This is a genomic window from Mucilaginibacter sp. 320_HR, assembly GCF_059691875.1.
The window spans coordinates 228,607-244,873 of record NZ_JCAWAI010000006.1; the positions used below are offsets into that span (position 1 = coordinate 228,607).

Annotated in this window: 14 protein-coding genes and 1 tRNA gene; 11 read left to right on the plus strand and 4 right to left on the minus strand. The window is 43.9% G+C overall.

All coding sequences use genetic code 11. From position 1 onward, the window contains the following. Positions 1-77: 77 nt before the first annotated feature. Entirely contained in the window at positions 78-2,246 is a 2,169-nt protein-coding gene (locus tag AC59GT_RS19840) for a carbohydrate binding family 9 domain-containing protein (RefSeq protein WP_497239269.1), read from the plus strand. Positions 2,247-2,320: 74 nt separating this feature from the next. Here the strand turns inward: AC59GT_RS19840 and AC59GT_RS19845 are convergent, their stop codons facing one another. Together AC59GT_RS19845 and AC59GT_RS19850 are read right to left on the minus strand one after the other, a co-directional pair. Continuing rightward, positions 2,321-2,731 (minus strand): cupin domain-containing protein, encoded by a 411-nt coding sequence (locus AC59GT_RS19845; RefSeq protein WP_497239270.1) that lies wholly within the window; start codon positions 2,729-2,731, stop codon positions 2,321-2,323. Positions 2,732-2,739: 8 nt separating this feature from the next. Continuing rightward, entirely contained in the window at positions 2,740-3,801 is a 1,062-nt protein-coding gene (locus AC59GT_RS19850; RefSeq protein WP_497239271.1) for an NAD(P)-dependent alcohol dehydrogenase, read from the minus strand. Between the two features lie 199 nt (positions 3,802-4,000). On the opposite strand from AC59GT_RS19850, the gene AC59GT_RS19855 reads away from it, so the two are divergent. Continuing rightward, a complete protein-coding gene (locus AC59GT_RS19855; RefSeq protein WP_497239272.1) occupies positions 4,001-4,897 on the plus strand; it encodes an alpha/beta fold hydrolase in 897 nt (298 codons plus the stop codon). A 163-nt stretch (positions 4,898-5,060) separates the two neighbouring features. Here the strand turns inward: AC59GT_RS19855 and AC59GT_RS19860 are convergent, their stop codons facing one another. Continuing rightward, positions 5,061-6,023 (minus strand): hypothetical protein, encoded by a 963-nt coding sequence (locus AC59GT_RS19860; protein ID WP_497239273.1) that lies wholly within the window; start codon positions 6,021-6,023, stop codon positions 5,061-5,063. Positions 6,024-6,162: 139 nt separating this feature from the next. Between AC59GT_RS19860 and AC59GT_RS19865 the strand changes: the two genes are divergently transcribed. Then, positions 6,163-6,233, plus strand: a tRNA-Gln gene (locus tag AC59GT_RS19865). Between the two features lie 68 nt (positions 6,234-6,301). On the opposite strand, the gene AC59GT_RS19870 is transcribed toward AC59GT_RS19865, so the two are convergent. Continuing rightward, a complete protein-coding gene (locus AC59GT_RS19870; RefSeq protein WP_497239274.1) occupies positions 6,302-7,279 on the minus strand; it encodes a GlxA family transcriptional regulator in 978 nt (325 codons plus the stop codon). 136 nt (positions 7,280-7,415) lie between these two features. Between AC59GT_RS19870 and AC59GT_RS19875 the strand changes: the two genes are divergently transcribed. From AC59GT_RS19875 to AC59GT_RS19910, 8 genes are all read left to right on the plus strand, one after another. Then, positions 7,416-7,835: an SRPBCC family protein gene (locus AC59GT_RS19875; protein ID WP_497239275.1), complete on the plus strand. Its 420-nt coding sequence runs from the start codon at positions 7,416-7,418 to the stop codon at positions 7,833-7,835. A 197-nt stretch (positions 7,836-8,032) separates the two neighbouring features. After that, positions 8,033-9,337, plus strand: a complete 1,305-nt coding sequence (locus AC59GT_RS19880) for a histidine kinase (protein WP_497239276.1) — start codon at positions 8,033-8,035, stop codon at positions 9,335-9,337. A 25-nt stretch (positions 9,338-9,362) separates the two neighbouring features. Next, a complete protein-coding gene (locus AC59GT_RS19885; protein ID WP_497239277.1) occupies positions 9,363-9,644 on the plus strand; it encodes a hypothetical protein in 282 nt (93 codons plus the stop codon). Positions 9,645-9,791: 147 nt separating this feature from the next. Continuing rightward, positions 9,792-10,547: a LytR/AlgR family response regulator transcription factor gene (locus tag AC59GT_RS19890; protein ID WP_497239278.1), complete on the plus strand. Its 756-nt coding sequence runs from the start codon at positions 9,792-9,794 to the stop codon at positions 10,545-10,547. 36 nt (positions 10,548-10,583) lie between these two features. Then, positions 10,584-12,041: a TlpA family protein disulfide reductase gene (locus tag AC59GT_RS19895; protein ID WP_497239279.1), complete on the plus strand. Its 1,458-nt coding sequence runs from the start codon at positions 10,584-10,586 to the stop codon at positions 12,039-12,041. A 381-nt stretch (positions 12,042-12,422) separates the two neighbouring features. After that, positions 12,423-13,436 (plus strand): hypothetical protein, encoded by a 1,014-nt coding sequence (locus AC59GT_RS19900; protein ID WP_497239280.1) that lies wholly within the window; start codon positions 12,423-12,425, stop codon positions 13,434-13,436. Positions 13,437-13,632: 196 nt separating this feature from the next. After that, the gene (locus AC59GT_RS19905) at positions 13,633-14,418 is read left to right on the plus strand and encodes a polysaccharide biosynthesis/export family protein (protein WP_497239281.1); all 786 of its coding nucleotides are present in this window, start codon (positions 13,633-13,635) and stop codon (positions 14,416-14,418) included. An 18-nt stretch (positions 14,419-14,436) separates the two neighbouring features. Beyond that, positions 14,437-16,267 (plus strand): GumC family protein (locus tag AC59GT_RS19910; protein WP_497239282.1); only part of this gene is annotated, 1,831 nt, incomplete at its 3' end.

Here is a 16,267-nt window from a genome sequence, read left to right on the forward strand (position 1 = left end):
AGAAAGCTTATTTTCCTTAAAATTATCAATATACTTGTTACCGAGTACCCCGATCATCCAAATACCAATAAGCCCCTGTGTCTACACTAAAATTTACGTTGCTGCTAGGCTGCTGCCTGCTTGCATTAACTTCTTATGCACAGAAGAAAAACATCAATTATCGTTACCAGATACACCGCAGCGCATCTAAAATTAAGATAGATGGCCTGTTGGATGAGCCAGGCTGGCAATCTGCTGACACCACCAGCGACTTTGCTATGGTATTGCCAATGGATACCAGCCGGGCCAATGTACGCACCACCGTGCGGATGACCTATGACGATGATAACCTTTACATATCTGCCGTTTGTTATCAGCCTACATCGGGGTATATGGTGGAGTCGCTGAAGCGTGACTTTAACTTTGGTAAGAACGACAACTTTATTTTCTTTCTCGACCCTTTTGATGCCCGTACAGATGGTTTTAGCTTTGGCGCCAATGCAGCCGGTGCACAATGGGATGGAACTATGTATGAAGGCAGTAAGGTAGACCTGAGTTGGGACAACAAGTGGTATTCTGTAGTGAAGAACTACCCGGACCGGTACGTTTTTGAGGCGGCTATTCCTTTTAAGACCATCAGATACAAAAAAGGCATTCGCGAATGGGGGGTAAACTTCAGTCGTAACGATCTGAAGACAACCGAAAAGTCGGCATGGGCACCGGTTCCTCGGCAGTTCCCTACGGCTTCGCTTGCTTACACCGGCACCATTGTTTGGGACAAAGCGCCTCCGGTGGCCAACAGCAATATCTCGGTGATACCTTACGCGCTTGCCGGTGTCACAAAAGATTATACCAATCACACAGGCACTGATTGGCGTAAGGACGTTGGCGGTGACGTGAAGATCGGCCTGACCTCATCGCTCAATCTTGACCTAACGGTTAATCCGGATTTCTCCCAGGTAGATGTAGACCAGCAGGTAATTAATCTTAACCGCTACGAGTTGTTCTTTCCGGAGAAGCGACAGTTCTTCCTGGAAAACGGCGACCTGTTCGCCAACTTCGGCTATTCAGACATCCGCCCGTTCTTTTCGCGCCGGATAGGGCTCAACGCACCTATACGTGCCGGCGGCCGTATGACGGGTAAGATTGATAAAAACTGGCGCGTAGGTGTGATGGATGTGCAAACAGGGCAGTCCGGTGGGGGACACCTGCCGGCGCAAAACTTTGGGATTGTTACCCTGCAGCGGCGGGTTTTCTCCCGCTCTAACATCGGGATAATGTTTGTTAATAAGGATGGTACAGGCAGCGCGCCTAACCCAGGCAACACTTCGCCTGCTTATAACCGCAACCTGGGTGTAGAGTATAACCTCGCCTCATCAAACAACCTGTGGACAGGTAAGCTGCTTGGTTTAAAATCGTTCACGCCCGGTATAAAGGGTCACGATTATGTGCAGGCCGCGCACCTGCAATACCTAAGCAAATACTGGACGTTATACCTGCAGGAGCAGTACGTAGGGCGCAATTACAATGCCGAGGTGGGCTACGTACCCCGTAATGGCTACAACAAGCTTAACCCCTTGCTGCTGCATAACTTTTTTCCTAAAAGTGGTGTAGTGCTGTCGCACGGCGTGCAGCTATCGTCAAACTACTTTTTTGACGAGCATTATAAACGTACCGATAACGAAAGCATCCTGAGCTATATAGTTACTTTCCGAAATCGTAGCGTGCTCACCTTTTCAGGTCTGGATACTTACGTAAAGCTGCTTCGGCCGTTCGATCCTACGAACACCGGCAAACCGATGCTGCCCGTTGGTTTTGAGAACCACTGGAACACCGGCGATGTGCAGTACGCTTCCAAGCCGCAAAGCCTGTTCACCTACCTGGCCGAAGCTTCGTACGGCGGGTATTATGATGATGGTACCCGGTTAGCTTTGATAGGGCAAATAGGTTACCGATTCCAGCCGTTTGTAAACCTGTCGTTGAATTTGGCTTTTAATGACCTGCGCTTGCCGCAGCCTTACGGCCATAATAAATTCTGGCTGATCGGTCCCCGCGCGGATGTCACCCTTACTAATACGCTGTACTTTACCACCTATGTACAGTATAACGAGCAGGCTAATAACATGAACATCAATACCCGCCTGCAATGGCGCTACAAGCCTGCGTCAGACTTCTTTGTTGTTTATGGCGATAACTCCATTCCTTCACCATTTATGGCCAAGAACCGCCAACTGGTAATAAAGTGGACGTATTGGTGGAATATATAAGTGGGTCTTAAATAATAAAGCGGTTGCAAATTGACGACAGCCAATTTTTAACCGCTCTCAGCTAAATCTATTTTTTATTCAGCAGCGTTGTACTGCTCATCTGTCACCGGGTCCAGCCAGTTCACTATACCTTTTTCTGTGTTGATGCCTATAGCCGTATGGATCATTATCGAATCCGGCGATGCACCGTGCCAGTGTTTAATACCTGGCAATACGTTAATAGCACTGCCAGCTTCAATTTTTTGGATAGGCGAACCCTCTTCCTGGTAGTAGCAGACACCTTCTTTTACAAGTAGTATCTGGTTGCTGCCGTGCGTATGCCAGTTGTTGCGGGTGCCGGGTTCAAAAAGTACATCGCTTACGATGCAGTTAGTGTTATCGTCTGGTGCTACAAACGGCTTTAGCCAGGCGCGGCCGGTAAAGTAATCTGCAGGAGCCGGCTTATAACCTTCGGCTTGCATTTCTTCATCGGTGTAATGTTCCATGGTCGTTATTAGTTGTTGTTTTTTAGTGACGCCATATCAATCACAAAACGATATTTTACGTCACCCTTCAGCAAACGTTCGTAAGCTTCGTTGATCTCCTGTATGTTGATCATCTCGATATCGGCAGTGATGTTGTGTTCTCCGCAGAAATCAAGCATTTCCTGTGTTTCGGCAATGCCGCCGATCATTGATCCTGCAAAGCTCCTGCGTTTAGGTATAAGGCTGAAGGCAGCTACAGGCAGCGGCAGTTCCGGCGCGCCGACCAACGCTAAAGATCCATCTACCCGCAGTAAATTCAGGTACGCGTTTATGTCGTGCTCGGCAGATACCGCATCTAAAATAAAGTGAAGCTTGCCGCGGTAAGCTGCCATTTGCTCTGCATCTTTAGATAGCACCACTTCATCGGCTCCCAGCCTTTTAGCTTCGGTAAACTTAGATTCGGATGTGGTAAATGCCACCACCTGCGCACCCATTGCTTTTGCAATTTTGATGGCCATATGGCCTAAACCGCCAATACCTACAACGCCCACTTTTTGACCCGGACCTACCTTCCAGTGGTGAAGCGGGGAATAGGTTGTAATACCGGCGCACAGCAAAGGCGCGGCTGCTGCTGCATCAAGGTTGTCAGGTATGCGCAATACATAGTTCTCATCTACTACAACACTTTCAGAGTAGCCGCCAAACGTACGGCCACCCAGGTGTTTGTCGGGGTCGTTATAGGTTCCGGTCATACCAGGTTCGCAATATTGTTCCAGACCTTCTTTACAGTATTCACATTCGCGGCACGAATCTACCATACAGCCCACACCAACCAGGTCGCCTGTTTTAAATTTACTTACATGGTCGCCCACGCGCACAACTTTCCCAACTATTTCATGGCCTGGTACACAAGGGTAAACGGTACCATGCCATTCGTTCCTCGCGGTATGCAGGTCGGAGTGGCAAACACCGCAGAACAGGATATCTATCTCTACGTCATGCGGTGTAGGTACCCTGCGGTTGATGTTTAGTTGATTTAGAGGAGCTTCGGCTGCCTCGGTGCCAAATGCTTTAATGTTAGTTGTTTCCATTGGTTATTTAATTTCTCAAAAAGACACAAGTATAGTTGTAAGGTAGTCCTCCTTAATACGCTTTAATACCAAGCTTGCTTAGTGTTAAATTGTTTCAATTTTTGTTTGAGAGATGAATTCTTAATAGTGAAATATTTAATTAGAAGTTAAACATTCTTGAGCTAATGCTGTTCGCTTATCAGATCAATACGCTTATATCATGCCTTTAATCGTCCTTGCTTTCCTGTTAACTCAGCTGTTTACTGCCTTCCTTATTTGGTTAGAAGTTTATTTATGGCGCGAGTGGTATTTGTATAAAGATGTAGTAGGCCAACCGTGGGACCATGACTATGCGCAACGCTGCCTTATAGGAGCTATAGTGGTGTTGGTATACCTGTTGCTGGGCAAGCAGATACTCAGGATATTTATGGGTAAGAGCCGCCCCGGCGAGGACGAACCTGCAGCTGAACGCTGCCAGCAGCAACAGCAGCTTAAGATGGCCGACGGAACGGAGATACACATTGAGCACTGCGGCACACCAGGCAAGCAAACCATTATATTTATACATGGCTGGGACTCTAACAGCATGCAGTGGTATTATCAAAAGAAGCATTTTGGTAACGATTATCACCTGATATTAATGGACCTGCCCGGCCTGGGTAAATCAGGCAAACCTGCCGGTAATAATTATGAGCTGGAGCACCTGGCAGCGTGCCTTAAGTTTGTTATAGAGCAAACAAAGCCGCTTAACCCTATTTTATGGGGGCATAGTATGGGCGGGTTTACCATATTAACTTTCTGCAAAGTTTTTCGGGAGCAGCTTTCGGCAATAAAGGGTATTGTGTTGCAGCACACTACTTACACCAACCCAACAAAAACATCTATTTTAAGCGGCTTGCTTACCGCCATCCAAAACCCAATATTAAAACCTATATGCTGGCTTATGGTAGCTCTTTCGCCGGTGTTGTGGTTAAGCAAGTGGATGAGCTTTATCAACGGCAACAGCCTTATCATGACCAGGTTTTTAACCTTCGCAGGCACGCAAAGTTATCAGCAGCTAAACTTTGCAAGCTACCTGTCAACCCTGGCTTCGCCGGTGCTAACCTCACGATTTTAACACCGGCCGGTCACATGGGCCTTATGGAGCGGCACCACGAAGTTAACGAAGCGGTGAGCACGTTTATAAATGTTAAGGTTAATGCAGGCAGCGCTGATAAGTACTGATCACATAAGGGTATGTAAGCAGAAGCTTATAGACGACAAAGCCGGAAAGAAGCATATTACTTTTTCTTAGCCCCGTTTACGTTAACGATAATAAAGCAGGGGTGGGGTATGCCAAGCGTTGTGCCGGGTTTTACATCCAGGTAGGCTTTTAAATAGCCATCCACTATGCCCTTCATGGCTTTGTTTGAAGATTTAAGAAATTCGGGAAAGATGTAATTTACAGACCGTAAATAGTGCAGGGTACCCTTTTCGTCAATACGAACGCTAAAGGCGTATTTAAAATCATCATACGCATTCTTTATCCTAATGTTATACTCGGGCAGCATGTAGTCTTGTATCAGGCCTTCCTGTTCCTCATCATCTTTTATATTGTTAACCCGCTCGATAGTGAGGTTTTTGCTTTTACTGGTGAGCACCGCAATGTCGCGCGCTGCAAATGCTTTATCGGTATCGCGCAGGGCAAGCTCGGTTTTGTGTTTTATAAATAACGTATCTGCACGGGTTGGCCGTTTAGCATGTGAAGTATCTGTATGTAATACGTTCTTGATGTAATCGTTGGCGTACATGGTCATGTACACTACAGATTTATCGCGCATCAACTCCTTGCCTTCTACCTTCATCACCTGGAAAACAATGCTATCCTTGCTCAGCTTACGTAACCTCACCCAAGCCCAGGCAATGTTAAATAACGAGTCGTGATCAAACATCACCGGCGCGTTTACAAACCGGCTGCGCCTGGGGTGATAGATATTCACGGTGTCGTCTGAAACGAACGAGAATTTCCACTCCGGCTCAAGCTGGTATCCGTCATCGTTAAAGGAAACACCGTTCTGAAAGTTACGGCGCACCTCGGTGTACTTAATTCCCCAAACCGGCTTAAAAGTTGGCTTAACAGATTCGTCGGTCTCTATGCTGGTGTATATCTTGTTTCCTTTTTTCTTGTCGCCGCCGCAGGAATTCAAAACAAGGCATATTGCTGCAAAAGCAATAAAATTGTACAGGAAGTTAGTGTATCTCATACAAGGGCTAATATAGTGCTTTAAACATTAAACAGCACGATTTGTTGCCCGCGGCGGCAATTGCCACATGCGGCGATTTAAAAATTACTTCGCAGGATTTTAACAAAAGCTTTATATTTGCAGCCCAATACCGAAACTCTCCCTTGTGGTGTAACGGTAGCACACCAGACTCTGACTCTGTTTGTAGTGGTTCGAATCCATTCAAGGGAACAAATGCCGATAACAGGCAAAAAGCTGCTCGAGAGAGCGGCTTTTTTTATACCTGATAGTTGAGCTGATTACACCTCATAAGCGGTTCTTGCAAACTTGTTTTTGTATTCGATGGGAGTAAGCCCCGTGATTTTTTTGAAGGTGTCTCTAAATGCCCGTACATCTGAATAGCCCACCTCCAGCATTATTTCTGTAACGTTTTTTCTCGACGCTTCAAACAAGGCTTTAGAAGCTTCGATACGTACCCGCTGTAAATACTCGGTGGTGGTATTATTGGTAGCCTCTTTGAATCTTCTTTCAAATGTTCTGCGGCTTGAATGGATCAGGTCTGCCAAAGTTCCCGTTAATATCTTGTCACTATACTGCTTTTCTATGTAGTCCTGCACTTTTCTAATATCATCATCACCATGATTTTTTTGACCCTTAAAAATGGCGAACTGAGATTGTCCGGCCCTCCCGATATCCAGTGCAAAGTACTTGGAAACGGTTACGGCTATTTCTCTGCCTGCAAACTTTTCTACCAGGTATAATATCAAGTTCCACAAGCTGCTTGCACCACCGCTGCTGTAAATATTACCATGTTGTGTAATTATAGCGCCGTCTTCCACTTCCACGTCGGGATACCGCTTTCTAAACTCATCTATGTGTGCCCAGTGGGTAGAGCACTTTTTGCCGTTCAGCAAACCGGTTTCGGCCAGCAGGAAGGCACCCAAACATAAGCTTGCCACGCTGCAGCCTTTGTCATGTAACTTTTTAAAATAGGGTAACGCTTCTGCATTGGCTTTCACACCCTGGGCAGTATCGCCAAAGGCAGGAGGTATAATCAGCAGGTCTGTTTCGGTAACATCTTTCAGCAACCTGTTGGTCTTTATTATATACTCCCCATTGTTGGCAGGTACGTATTCACTTAAGCCTACATATTCAACAGTGAAAACAGGTTTTTTGCCGGAAGCAATCAAGATATCGTTTGCAGTATGAAAGGTCCTGAAGGGCGGTGTAATAGCTTCTATAACCCCATATTCTGGTACAAAAACGGATATTAGCATAGCGATTAATAGGTATGTCGTTCGAATTTATAAAATTTTGTCGCAACTTCCCCCGAATGTTGGCAGATTCACAACAGCGGTAATTTAATCTCCCGTCGTAATTTTGATCATAACAAAACCTAAAAAATAACTGGCAATGGCACAAGCAACAAAAATTACGGTAGAAGCAACAGTAAACGCACCTGTAGAAAAAGTTTGGAAACTTTGGAACAACCCTGCGGACATTATGATATGGAACACGGCCGACCCCAGCTGGCACACACCCAGCAGCGAGAACGACCTTAGAGTTGGCGGCAAGTTTAAGAACCGTATGGAGGCCAAAGACGGCAGCTTTGGCTTCGACTTTGAAGGTGTATATGACAGCGTGGTTTTAAATAAAGAGATTACCTACACCATGGCTGATGGCCGGCAGGCAACCACCCTGTTTACTGAAGAAGACGGTAAAACACACCTAACAACCACATTTGACCCTGAAACGCAAAATGATCCTGAGTTTCAAAAGCAGGGGTGGCAGTCCATCTTAAACAGCTTTATTAAATACGCGGAAACCCACTAACAAACCTGCAGGCGTTTGCCGGATAGATAAGAAGATTGGCTGCCGGGAAGGCGGCCTTTTTTGTTGATTGTTTTGCCAAGCTTACCTGCAAGGTCGGGAACACCATATTCTAAAAATCTTGCCCCAAATTCTCATTGTTTATTTGTTCCATTTAATATTTAAGGCAAGTTTGTTTAGCTAACTACTAAACAGACGATATGCTTTCTAAAACAAGGTGTTTTATAAATAACAAAACAGGTAAAGCATACCGGAGATTTTTACTGCTGATACTTTCACAGTTAGGTACTTTTACGCTTTTCGCCCAAAAGGACATAGATCGCCGTTTTGGAAACAATTTTCAGTTTGAAATGACGATGACAGACTTGAAGACGATGGTAACCGAGCCGGTGTATGTACCTGTTAGTGATCAGGCCGTTTACCATGTATTTGACAGGTTAAAGAAAAATAACAAAGCGGTATTTACGCCAATAAGTCCTGTTTTGCTTGGTGTAAAGCTAAACCCGGCGCTCACTCAATATTATGCTAATTCGGTTCAATCGATCTCAAAAGACTATCAAACCTTTGTAATAGCGGACAGCTCCGAAGCGATACTTATTGCTATGGGCATTACTCCCAAAAACATCCGGGACTATAAATATCATGTTGTGCAAAATGATAGCACCGAGATAGTGCCATGGTCGCCGGTGCGCGGTTTAGAGCAACGTTACGGTGCTAAGCAGCCTTATGGTTTTATCGGCAAATTTAACGCCCCGGGCTGTAGGTTGGTGATAGAAGTTGTTAATGTCAAAAACTATAGCATTCGGGAAGGGGTAATCTTAGATTGGCGCGTTAGCTTCAAACCGATATTATCCGAAATAAGATTAGGTACACCTTCTGCTTACTTTAACCTTGGTTCTTCCAAACTCAGCCGTGGTTATGCCACAAAATTTAACAAATCCGGTGTCCCCTTGGACCTTCATTTTGTAGCGGATAGTGTTTCACGGATAAGCCTGCAGCTGAAAAGGCAGGAAACACTGGTACACTCCGCTTATTTAATTAAAACCGTAAACGGACGGAAAGACACCTCTGAATGGCTTGGGTTTGTAGACAGGTATGGATTCTTTCAGCTTGATAAATCTGCATTTACCGCACCCGGGCATTATGAGCTAATTATTAAGAAACAAGAACGGCCGGTTTACTGGAACGAGGACAATATGTTACGTATTCCTTTTGATGTACGGCCACCTCCTATACTAGCAAGAAAACTCTCGTTGAAACAAGTTTCACTAATTAGCGGGGTGTTACTCGCTTTGTTTTTAACCTACCTGTCTTATAATAAGCGCAAACTTAAACAAAGGCAACAACAGCAACTGGCTATGCAGCTAAAGCTTAAATCGCTAAGATCACAACTGAACCCTCACTTTATGTTTAATGCGTTGAGTTCAATTCAAAACCTGGTAAACAAGAATGAATTGCTGGAGGCCAATCTTTACCTAGCCAAAATTTGCCGGCCTCACCCGTAAGGTTTTAAATAGCACCTCACAGGAAATGGTATGTTTGGAAGAAGAGCTTAAAATTGCAGAAGATTACCTGCAAATGGAACAACTACGTTTTGGCTTTGGATATAGGATAGAAGTAGATCCCTCATTGAGTAAAAGCAATATAGATATTCCGGCTATGGTGCTCCAACCCTTTATCGAAAACTCGGTTAAACACGGTATCGCTACGCTGAAAAGGCAGGGTTTATCAAGCTTAATGTTTGGGCCGACAGACATAGCCTCAAACTTTCTGTTGAGGATAATGGCAAGGGTTTCGATACCGGCAAGATAAGGGCAGGAGATTCCTTTGGATTGAAGCTAAGCGAAGAGCGAATCAGTTTACTTAACCAGATTTATAAGCATCAGCCTGCCGAATTAACCATAGTCTCCCGGCCCGGCAACACCGTTGTAAGAATAACCTTAAATAACTGGATCTGACATGAATATTAACGCAGTTATTATAGACGACGAGCCTAATAACATTGAAAACCTGCTAGGCATGTTAACAAAATGGTGTACCGGGGTGGTGATTACAGGTACAGCCCACAATGCGGAAAGCGGGATCGAACTGATCAGAAACGTAACGCCGGAATTGGTCTTCCTGGATATCCAAATGCCGGAAAAGTCTGGTTTCGACGTGTTAAAGGCTTTTACGGGTATTCCGTTCGAGGTGATCTTTGTTACTGCCTACGACCAGTACGGCATACAGGCCATCAAATTTTCGGCGCTCGATTATTTGCTTAAGCCGGTAAATGTATCGGAATTGCAGCAGGCAGTGGAAAAAGCCAAAACCCGCATAGCAGCGCGTCAGCAAAACCTGAGTATAGCAAACCTCGTCAGCTTTTTCCAAAAGGCGCAGCATGAATATCCTAAGATAGCCTTGCCCACATCCCGGGAGACCCATTATGTAAAGGTTGATCAGATTGTCCGTTGCGAAGCTTCTAATAACTATACCACCTTTTTTATCAGGGGCGGCGATCAGGTATTAGTTTCTAAAACCCTGAAAGAGTTTGAAGAGCTTTTAAAGCCATATGATTTTCAGCGGACGCATCAGTCGCACCTGGTCAATTTGCAGTATGTAAAAAGCCTCTTAAAAGAAGATAACGGAATGCTCCTGATGGACGACCGCTCGAAAATACCAATATCCCGGCAAAACCTCGAAGCTGTAAAAAAAGCGCTGCAACGAATGAGTTAGCGCGCCACATTTTATTTACCACCACTTATTAACTCAATGAAAAAATTATCATTATTACTAATGGCTGCCTTTGCTGTGGCCTTTGCTTTCGCTAAACCGCACGAAATGCGTGCTGTTATCATCGCCGGAAAAGTTATTAATGTATCGGCAGCTACGCCCAAAGTACTTAAGTTCAATTTTTGTAACCCCCTGATACCCGGGGGGAAGAGTGTGCAATTGAACGACAGGAATGAGTTTGTTGTAAGTGAGGATATGCTATATACTCAGAATATGACGGTTAACTACTTTAACTATTTTATAAACCTCTATGTACAACCGGGTGATTCTGTATATATTACAATTGATGCCGCATTACTGGACGAGCCAAATTTTGGATGGCTCAGTATAAAAGGTGATCACGCTGCACTCAGCACCCAGTTAAATTTATGTGTTAATTACCTGTACCAATTGCCGGTACATCAAAATAATACTGCTTTAGCACCTGCTGACATGCTGATAGCTGTTAAGCAGGATTATGAACGCTATGTAAACGCTATTGATCAATATGCTGATCAAAACAAGCTTAGTCAAACAGTTAGGGCCTGGGCCAAAAGGGACATCAAATATCTGATAGCAAATAATATAGGAGATTACGGCAATACGGGAAAATACAGGTCAGCATCTGACCGTATGGCCCGCATTAAGTTTTATACAGAACCATTTTTTGACATCTATGATCCGGAAAACTTTCAGTCTATGATGTTTCCGTACCATCTCAGCAACTACATTTATTACAAATTAGCAGCCGATAGCACCATAAGTAAGGCTGCCAAACAAGGCCGTGCCGTAGAAGCAGAGCAAAGAGCGGTTGACCTGATCCTTCAAGAGCCCGCCGGTGAATGCCGCGACTATATGCTTTACCATCATCTCACCGCTACAGGTAGCCGTTATCCGGGAATACTCGATTCTCTGAAAAATGCCGATCAATGGTTTACCAAGGGTATTTATTATGACGCTTTAAAAACGCTGCTAAATAAGATCAGCAGCCCAAATTTCCCAAATACGAAAATTAAGGGGATTAGTTATTTAGAAAAATCTGAAGTTGTTACGTTACCGTTAACAGATGCTTTTGATTATTTCCGCACAAAATATACCGGCAAAGTAGTGTACGTTGATGTTTATGCAACATGGTGCGCTCCCTGCCTCAAGGAGATGAAAAGTACGCCAGGCCTTTATCGGGCTATGCAGGATAAAGACGTCGTTTTTGTCAACCTTTGCCTTGCCTCCGGTGAAGGCAATTGGAAGACACTGATCAAGGAAAAACATATAGAGGGCGAAAATTACTTTTTCACCGATGATGCTACTAAACTGTTCATGGGCACTTATCGGCTGTCAGGTTACCCATCCTATATTCTTATCAACAAGCAGGGTCGAATTGTCACTACCAGTGCACCGAGGCCTTCTGATAAGACATCAATAATCAAAGCATTGACGGGGCTGTTATCGGAAAAATAAAATGACCCTGAACTCTGTAACACAGTGCGGGGTATGTCGCGTCCGTGGGAACATTAATAAAACGGCGCCACCAGAAGGGTCTTTTTTTTGTTGATTATAAACAGGCTGTTTACACCTGTACTTTATAGTATTACCTGCAAATTTATTTCAAAATACCCTGATAAAAACGTGTGGTTTTTGAAGGTTGCCGGATGAAAATGGAGCCAAAAACAGCCTTTTTGATGTTGTTTTTGGCTTTTTTCGGGGGTTTTCAGGTTATCATAAAAAGGGTGTTCAAAATGCACCGGCATAAAAAAAGCTGAACACTTTTGAACACTTTGGCGATATGTGGTAAGTGTTTTTATAGTTATCTTGCACAGAAATCAACAGCAGCAATAAGCTATGGGCGAACCTGCCACGGTACAACAATATCCTGACCTTGTTAACTCGCCGCTGCCGGTATTCTTTTTGCAACTGGGCAGCAATACCAGCCTTTTCTTTGACAAGGTGATAAAGCAAGCCGCGCTTTCCAATGGTAAAGAAAACGTCTTTGTACTGACTGACACCCATTTAGACCAGTATGACGGCTACAACTGCATAGATGTAACCCCATATGCCACCCGCGAGCGCAAGTTTGACAAAGTATACAGTCACCACTCTACCAACCCCTATTTTTTCGAGAAGACTTGTTTTGACAGGTGGTTCATTATCAATGATCTTATAAATGATCTAGGTATTGACAAGTTTGTTTACGCCGATTGTGATGTGCTGATCCTGGAGGACTTGAAGCCGGTTTATGATCAGTTTATTAAAGGCAAGTTTGACGGCTCGACCATGTTTTTCCAGCGTGACCAGGAGAGCGTTACCTCCGGTCATACCTCGTTCTGGAACAGCAAACTTATTGCAGACTTTTGCAGCTTTGTTGTGAGGAAGTATGCAGATGAGCCGGCTTTTAAAAGGTTGCTGGAGGAAACACTCTCCGGTAAATTCCTGGATAACAGAAATGTATCCGATATGATATTATTGGATGTGTTCCGCACGGAAACCGAGCCAAATGTACTCAACCTCCTGTCGCTGGAAGATGAGGGAATCAGTATTGATTTTAACATCAACGTTGCCTACAATGGCTGGAATAACTGGTACCTGTGCAATAAGTCGACGGGTATCAAAAAGATGTTCAGGAAAGTAGATGGCTTATACGGGCAAATAGCAGGCGAAGCTATTAAACCTACCTTCAGCAAATTTTATACTTTGCACTTCCAAGGTTACATAACCAAGCCGCACATTCCGCTGCACGTAACTGCGCAGAGCTATAACGAACGTGTTTCTAATAGGTTATCTGCTAATTCTCATTATATTAGCCGTAGATTAAAGTTGTTTAAAAACAAGGTGCGGCGTGCATTGCTGAACCGTTAAGCATCATTTACAATACCTTACGTGCCCCCGGTTAGCGTTATTGTAAGATTTATATGAAATGTGTTTATCTGCTGATTTCAGAATTGGAAGACAGCCTGTAAATAAGTTAAACTATATTGCAACATAATTTTTTAAATTTGCAACAAGGCCATTGGTCGGATCTATCCAACTAATAGCTGAGTGTGTCATCATCCCTATGAAAAAAACTTCCTTAACCTTTCTGGTGCTTCTGTCGGCTTTTGCAGTTCTTTCTTCATTAAACTCTTGTATTAGTTCCCGTAAGCTGACGTATTTTAACAACATCAAAGCAGACAGCGTCTCGCAAATAGACGTTCAAAAGTTGGAAACAAAAATTAACGCCAATGATATTCTCCAGATAAATATTTCAACGCCAGATATAACAACCACAGGATTTTTGAATTCTGCAGTAGCTATTAGCAGCAGCGGTGGCCAGGGCGGAGTAAACGGATATTTGGTAGATCAATCTGGCGCGATCAAATTACCATTGCTGGGCACCATTAATGCGGCCGGGCTTACTAAAGGCCAGCTATCAGATTCTATAACCAAAGCCTTGCTTGTCAAAAAGATAGCAGTTAACCCCATAGTTAACGTTAGAATATTGAATTATAAAATTACTGTTTTAGGGGAAGTAAACCACCCTGGTGTTGTTCCGGTTCCTAACGAACACATTACGCTGCCGGAAGCCTTAGGTTTTGCAGGGGACCTTACCGCATTTGGCAAGCGCGACAATGTTTTGCTGATAAGAGAGCAGGATGGAAAAAGGATAACAAAAAGGTTTAGCTTAAACAATAGCCAAATGTTTGATAAGGAAATTTACAACTTGCAAAATCAGGATATTTTATATGTTGAGCCAAATAACGCCAGGGCGGCATCGTCTGACAGGAGCACGCAGCTAATTCCATATGCTTTCAGTGCAATATCATTGCTCCTGGTTATTTACCTTAATATCATTAGAAAATAGACCTAATAATTTCTGTGAATGAAGAACACCTCTACTAATGCAACTAATCCTTTTGAAGGAACAACCTCTCAAAATGCGATAAGTGCGATTGCTTTCAGATACCTCCCTTTTTGGCCGATCTTTGTTTTTACGATTGTAGTATCGCTCTTAATCAGTTATATCTACATACATTATCAAACACCTATTTACGAGGCAAATTCCACCATTTTGCTGAAGGATTACAGAACAGGTGGCGGCGATGGTGCTAACGTTCTTGAAGCGCTGGGTGTATCAGCATCGGTAAAAACTGTAGAGAATGAAATAGAGATGCTCAAATCGCGAACATTGACAGAGCAGGTTGTAAAAGACCTGGGGTTATACACGCAGGTTTACAGCAAAGGCACCCTGAGGGATGTGTTAATTTATCCAAATCCTGTTAAATTTATAGCTCTTAATCCTAATGAGCTTCAAAATTCACCCAATCTCCCTATTTCGTTCGAATATCTTCCTACAAAGAACTATATAACTATATCAGGCAAAAAATACGTGCTCGGCTCACCTGTACGTACCCCCTATGGCGATTTCATCATCAATCCGGTCAAGACTTTGTCAAATGTCTCAGAACAAGGGTACAAAGGCGAATTTTACTTGCAAATAAGGACCGTAAAGGATGCAGCTAAAAGTATTCTTGGGGCTTTAACTGTAGCACAAGGTGCCAGGCAATCATCATTGATAAGCTTAAAGCTGGCAGACCAGGTGCCTATTCGTGCAGAAGATATTTTAAACGATTTAGTCACTGTTTATAACAAAGCTGGCATAGACGAAAAAGTACTTTCGGCAACCAACACGTTAAATTTCATAAACTCTCGATTAGCGCTCGTCCAGCGTGAGTTATCGGGCGTAGAAACAGAAATGCAGGATTACCGCACTACCCAGGGTATTGTGGATTTATCAACCGAAGGTCGTACCTACCTGGCCAACGCACAGAGGAACGATGACCAGCTAGCGCAGTTACAAATACAACTGGATGTACTTAATCAGGTTGAGAAGTATATTGTTGGTAAACGAAACCAATCTGGTACAGTACCATCAACATTAGGTATAAACGACCCTATTCTTACACAGCTACTTGACAAGCTTTATACTGCTGAACTGGAGTTATCCAACTTAAAGCAAACGGCCGGGGAAAATTCACCGCCTGTAGCCGCTGTTCAGGAGCGTATTAACCAAATTAAGCCTAGCCTACTGGAGAATTTAAATGCGTTAAAGCAAAACCTTCTTGCAACCCAGAGGAGGATAAGGTCTGAAAGTGGGGTAAATACATCTCAGTTAAAAACTGTACCCTCTAAAGAGCGCAAGTTTTTAGAAATAAGCCGTCAGCAGGCCATTAAGAACAATATTTATACCTTGCTTCTTACAAAGCGGGAAGAGGTTGAACTATCACGTGCAGCTGCAGTTGCGGATAGCCGTATCGTAAATTTTGCTGAAAGCAGGGGAGCGCCTATAAAGCCTGTTCCGCTTAATATTTATCTGTTTGGTTTGGCAGTAGGGGTAATTATAGGGATTTCTTTTGTACTGATTAGAGAGCAATATAATCGTGAAGTGCTATTCCGCTCAGAAATTGAAAAGAAAACAAAAGCTACTGTACTTGCCGAATTGGTACATGACACCACCGGCGAAGCAGTTGTGATAAAGGATGGCAGCCGAACAGTAATCGCCGAGCAGTTTAGAGCTCTGCGTACAGCACTCAGCTTTATTGGTATACAAGGCGACAAAAAAACTATCCTGGTTACCTCATCTATATCCGGGGAAGGTAAAAGCTTTACAGCGGTAAACCTTGCGGTAAGTTTGGCACTTACCGGTAAAAAGG

Excerpts from the sequence above, each read along its gene's own strand:
- AC59GT_RS19855 (WP_497239272.1), top strand. The coding sequence starts at position 4,001 with ATGCCTTTAATCGTCCTTGCTTTCCTGTTAACTCAGCTGTTTACTGCC.
- AC59GT_RS19875 (WP_497239275.1), top strand. The coding sequence starts at position 7,416 with ATGGCACAAGCAACAAAAATTACGGTAGAAGCAACAGTAAACGCACCT.
- AC59GT_RS19890 (WP_497239278.1), top strand. The coding sequence starts at position 9,792 with ATGAATATTAACGCAGTTATTATAGACGACGAGCCTAATAACATTGAA.
- AC59GT_RS19845 (WP_497239270.1), bottom strand. The coding sequence starts at position 2,731 with ATGGAACATTACACCGATGAAGAAATGCAAGCCGAAGGTTATAAGCCG.
- AC59GT_RS19895 (WP_497239279.1), top strand. The coding sequence starts at position 10,584 with ATGAAAAAATTATCATTATTACTAATGGCTGCCTTTGCTGTGGCCTTT.
- AC59GT_RS19900 (WP_497239280.1), top strand. The coding sequence starts at position 12,423 with ATGGGCGAACCTGCCACGGTACAACAATATCCTGACCTTGTTAACTCG.
- AC59GT_RS19885 (WP_497239277.1), top strand. The coding sequence starts at position 9,363 with ATGGTATGTTTGGAAGAAGAGCTTAAAATTGCAGAAGATTACCTGCAA.
- AC59GT_RS19905 (WP_497239281.1), top strand. The coding sequence starts at position 13,633 with ATGAAAAAAACTTCCTTAACCTTTCTGGTGCTTCTGTCGGCTTTTGCA.
- AC59GT_RS19870 (WP_497239274.1), bottom strand. The coding sequence starts at position 7,279 with ATGCTAATATCCGTTTTTGTACCAGAATATGGGGTTATAGAAGCTATT.
- AC59GT_RS19860 (WP_497239273.1), bottom strand. The coding sequence starts at position 6,023 with ATGAGATACACTAACTTCCTGTACAATTTTATTGCTTTTGCAGCAATA.
- AC59GT_RS19850 (WP_497239271.1), bottom strand. The coding sequence starts at position 3,801 with ATGGAAACAACTAACATTAAAGCATTTGGCACCGAGGCAGCCGAAGCT.
- AC59GT_RS19880 (WP_497239276.1), top strand. The coding sequence starts at position 8,033 with ATGCTTTCTAAAACAAGGTGTTTTATAAATAACAAAACAGGTAAAGCA.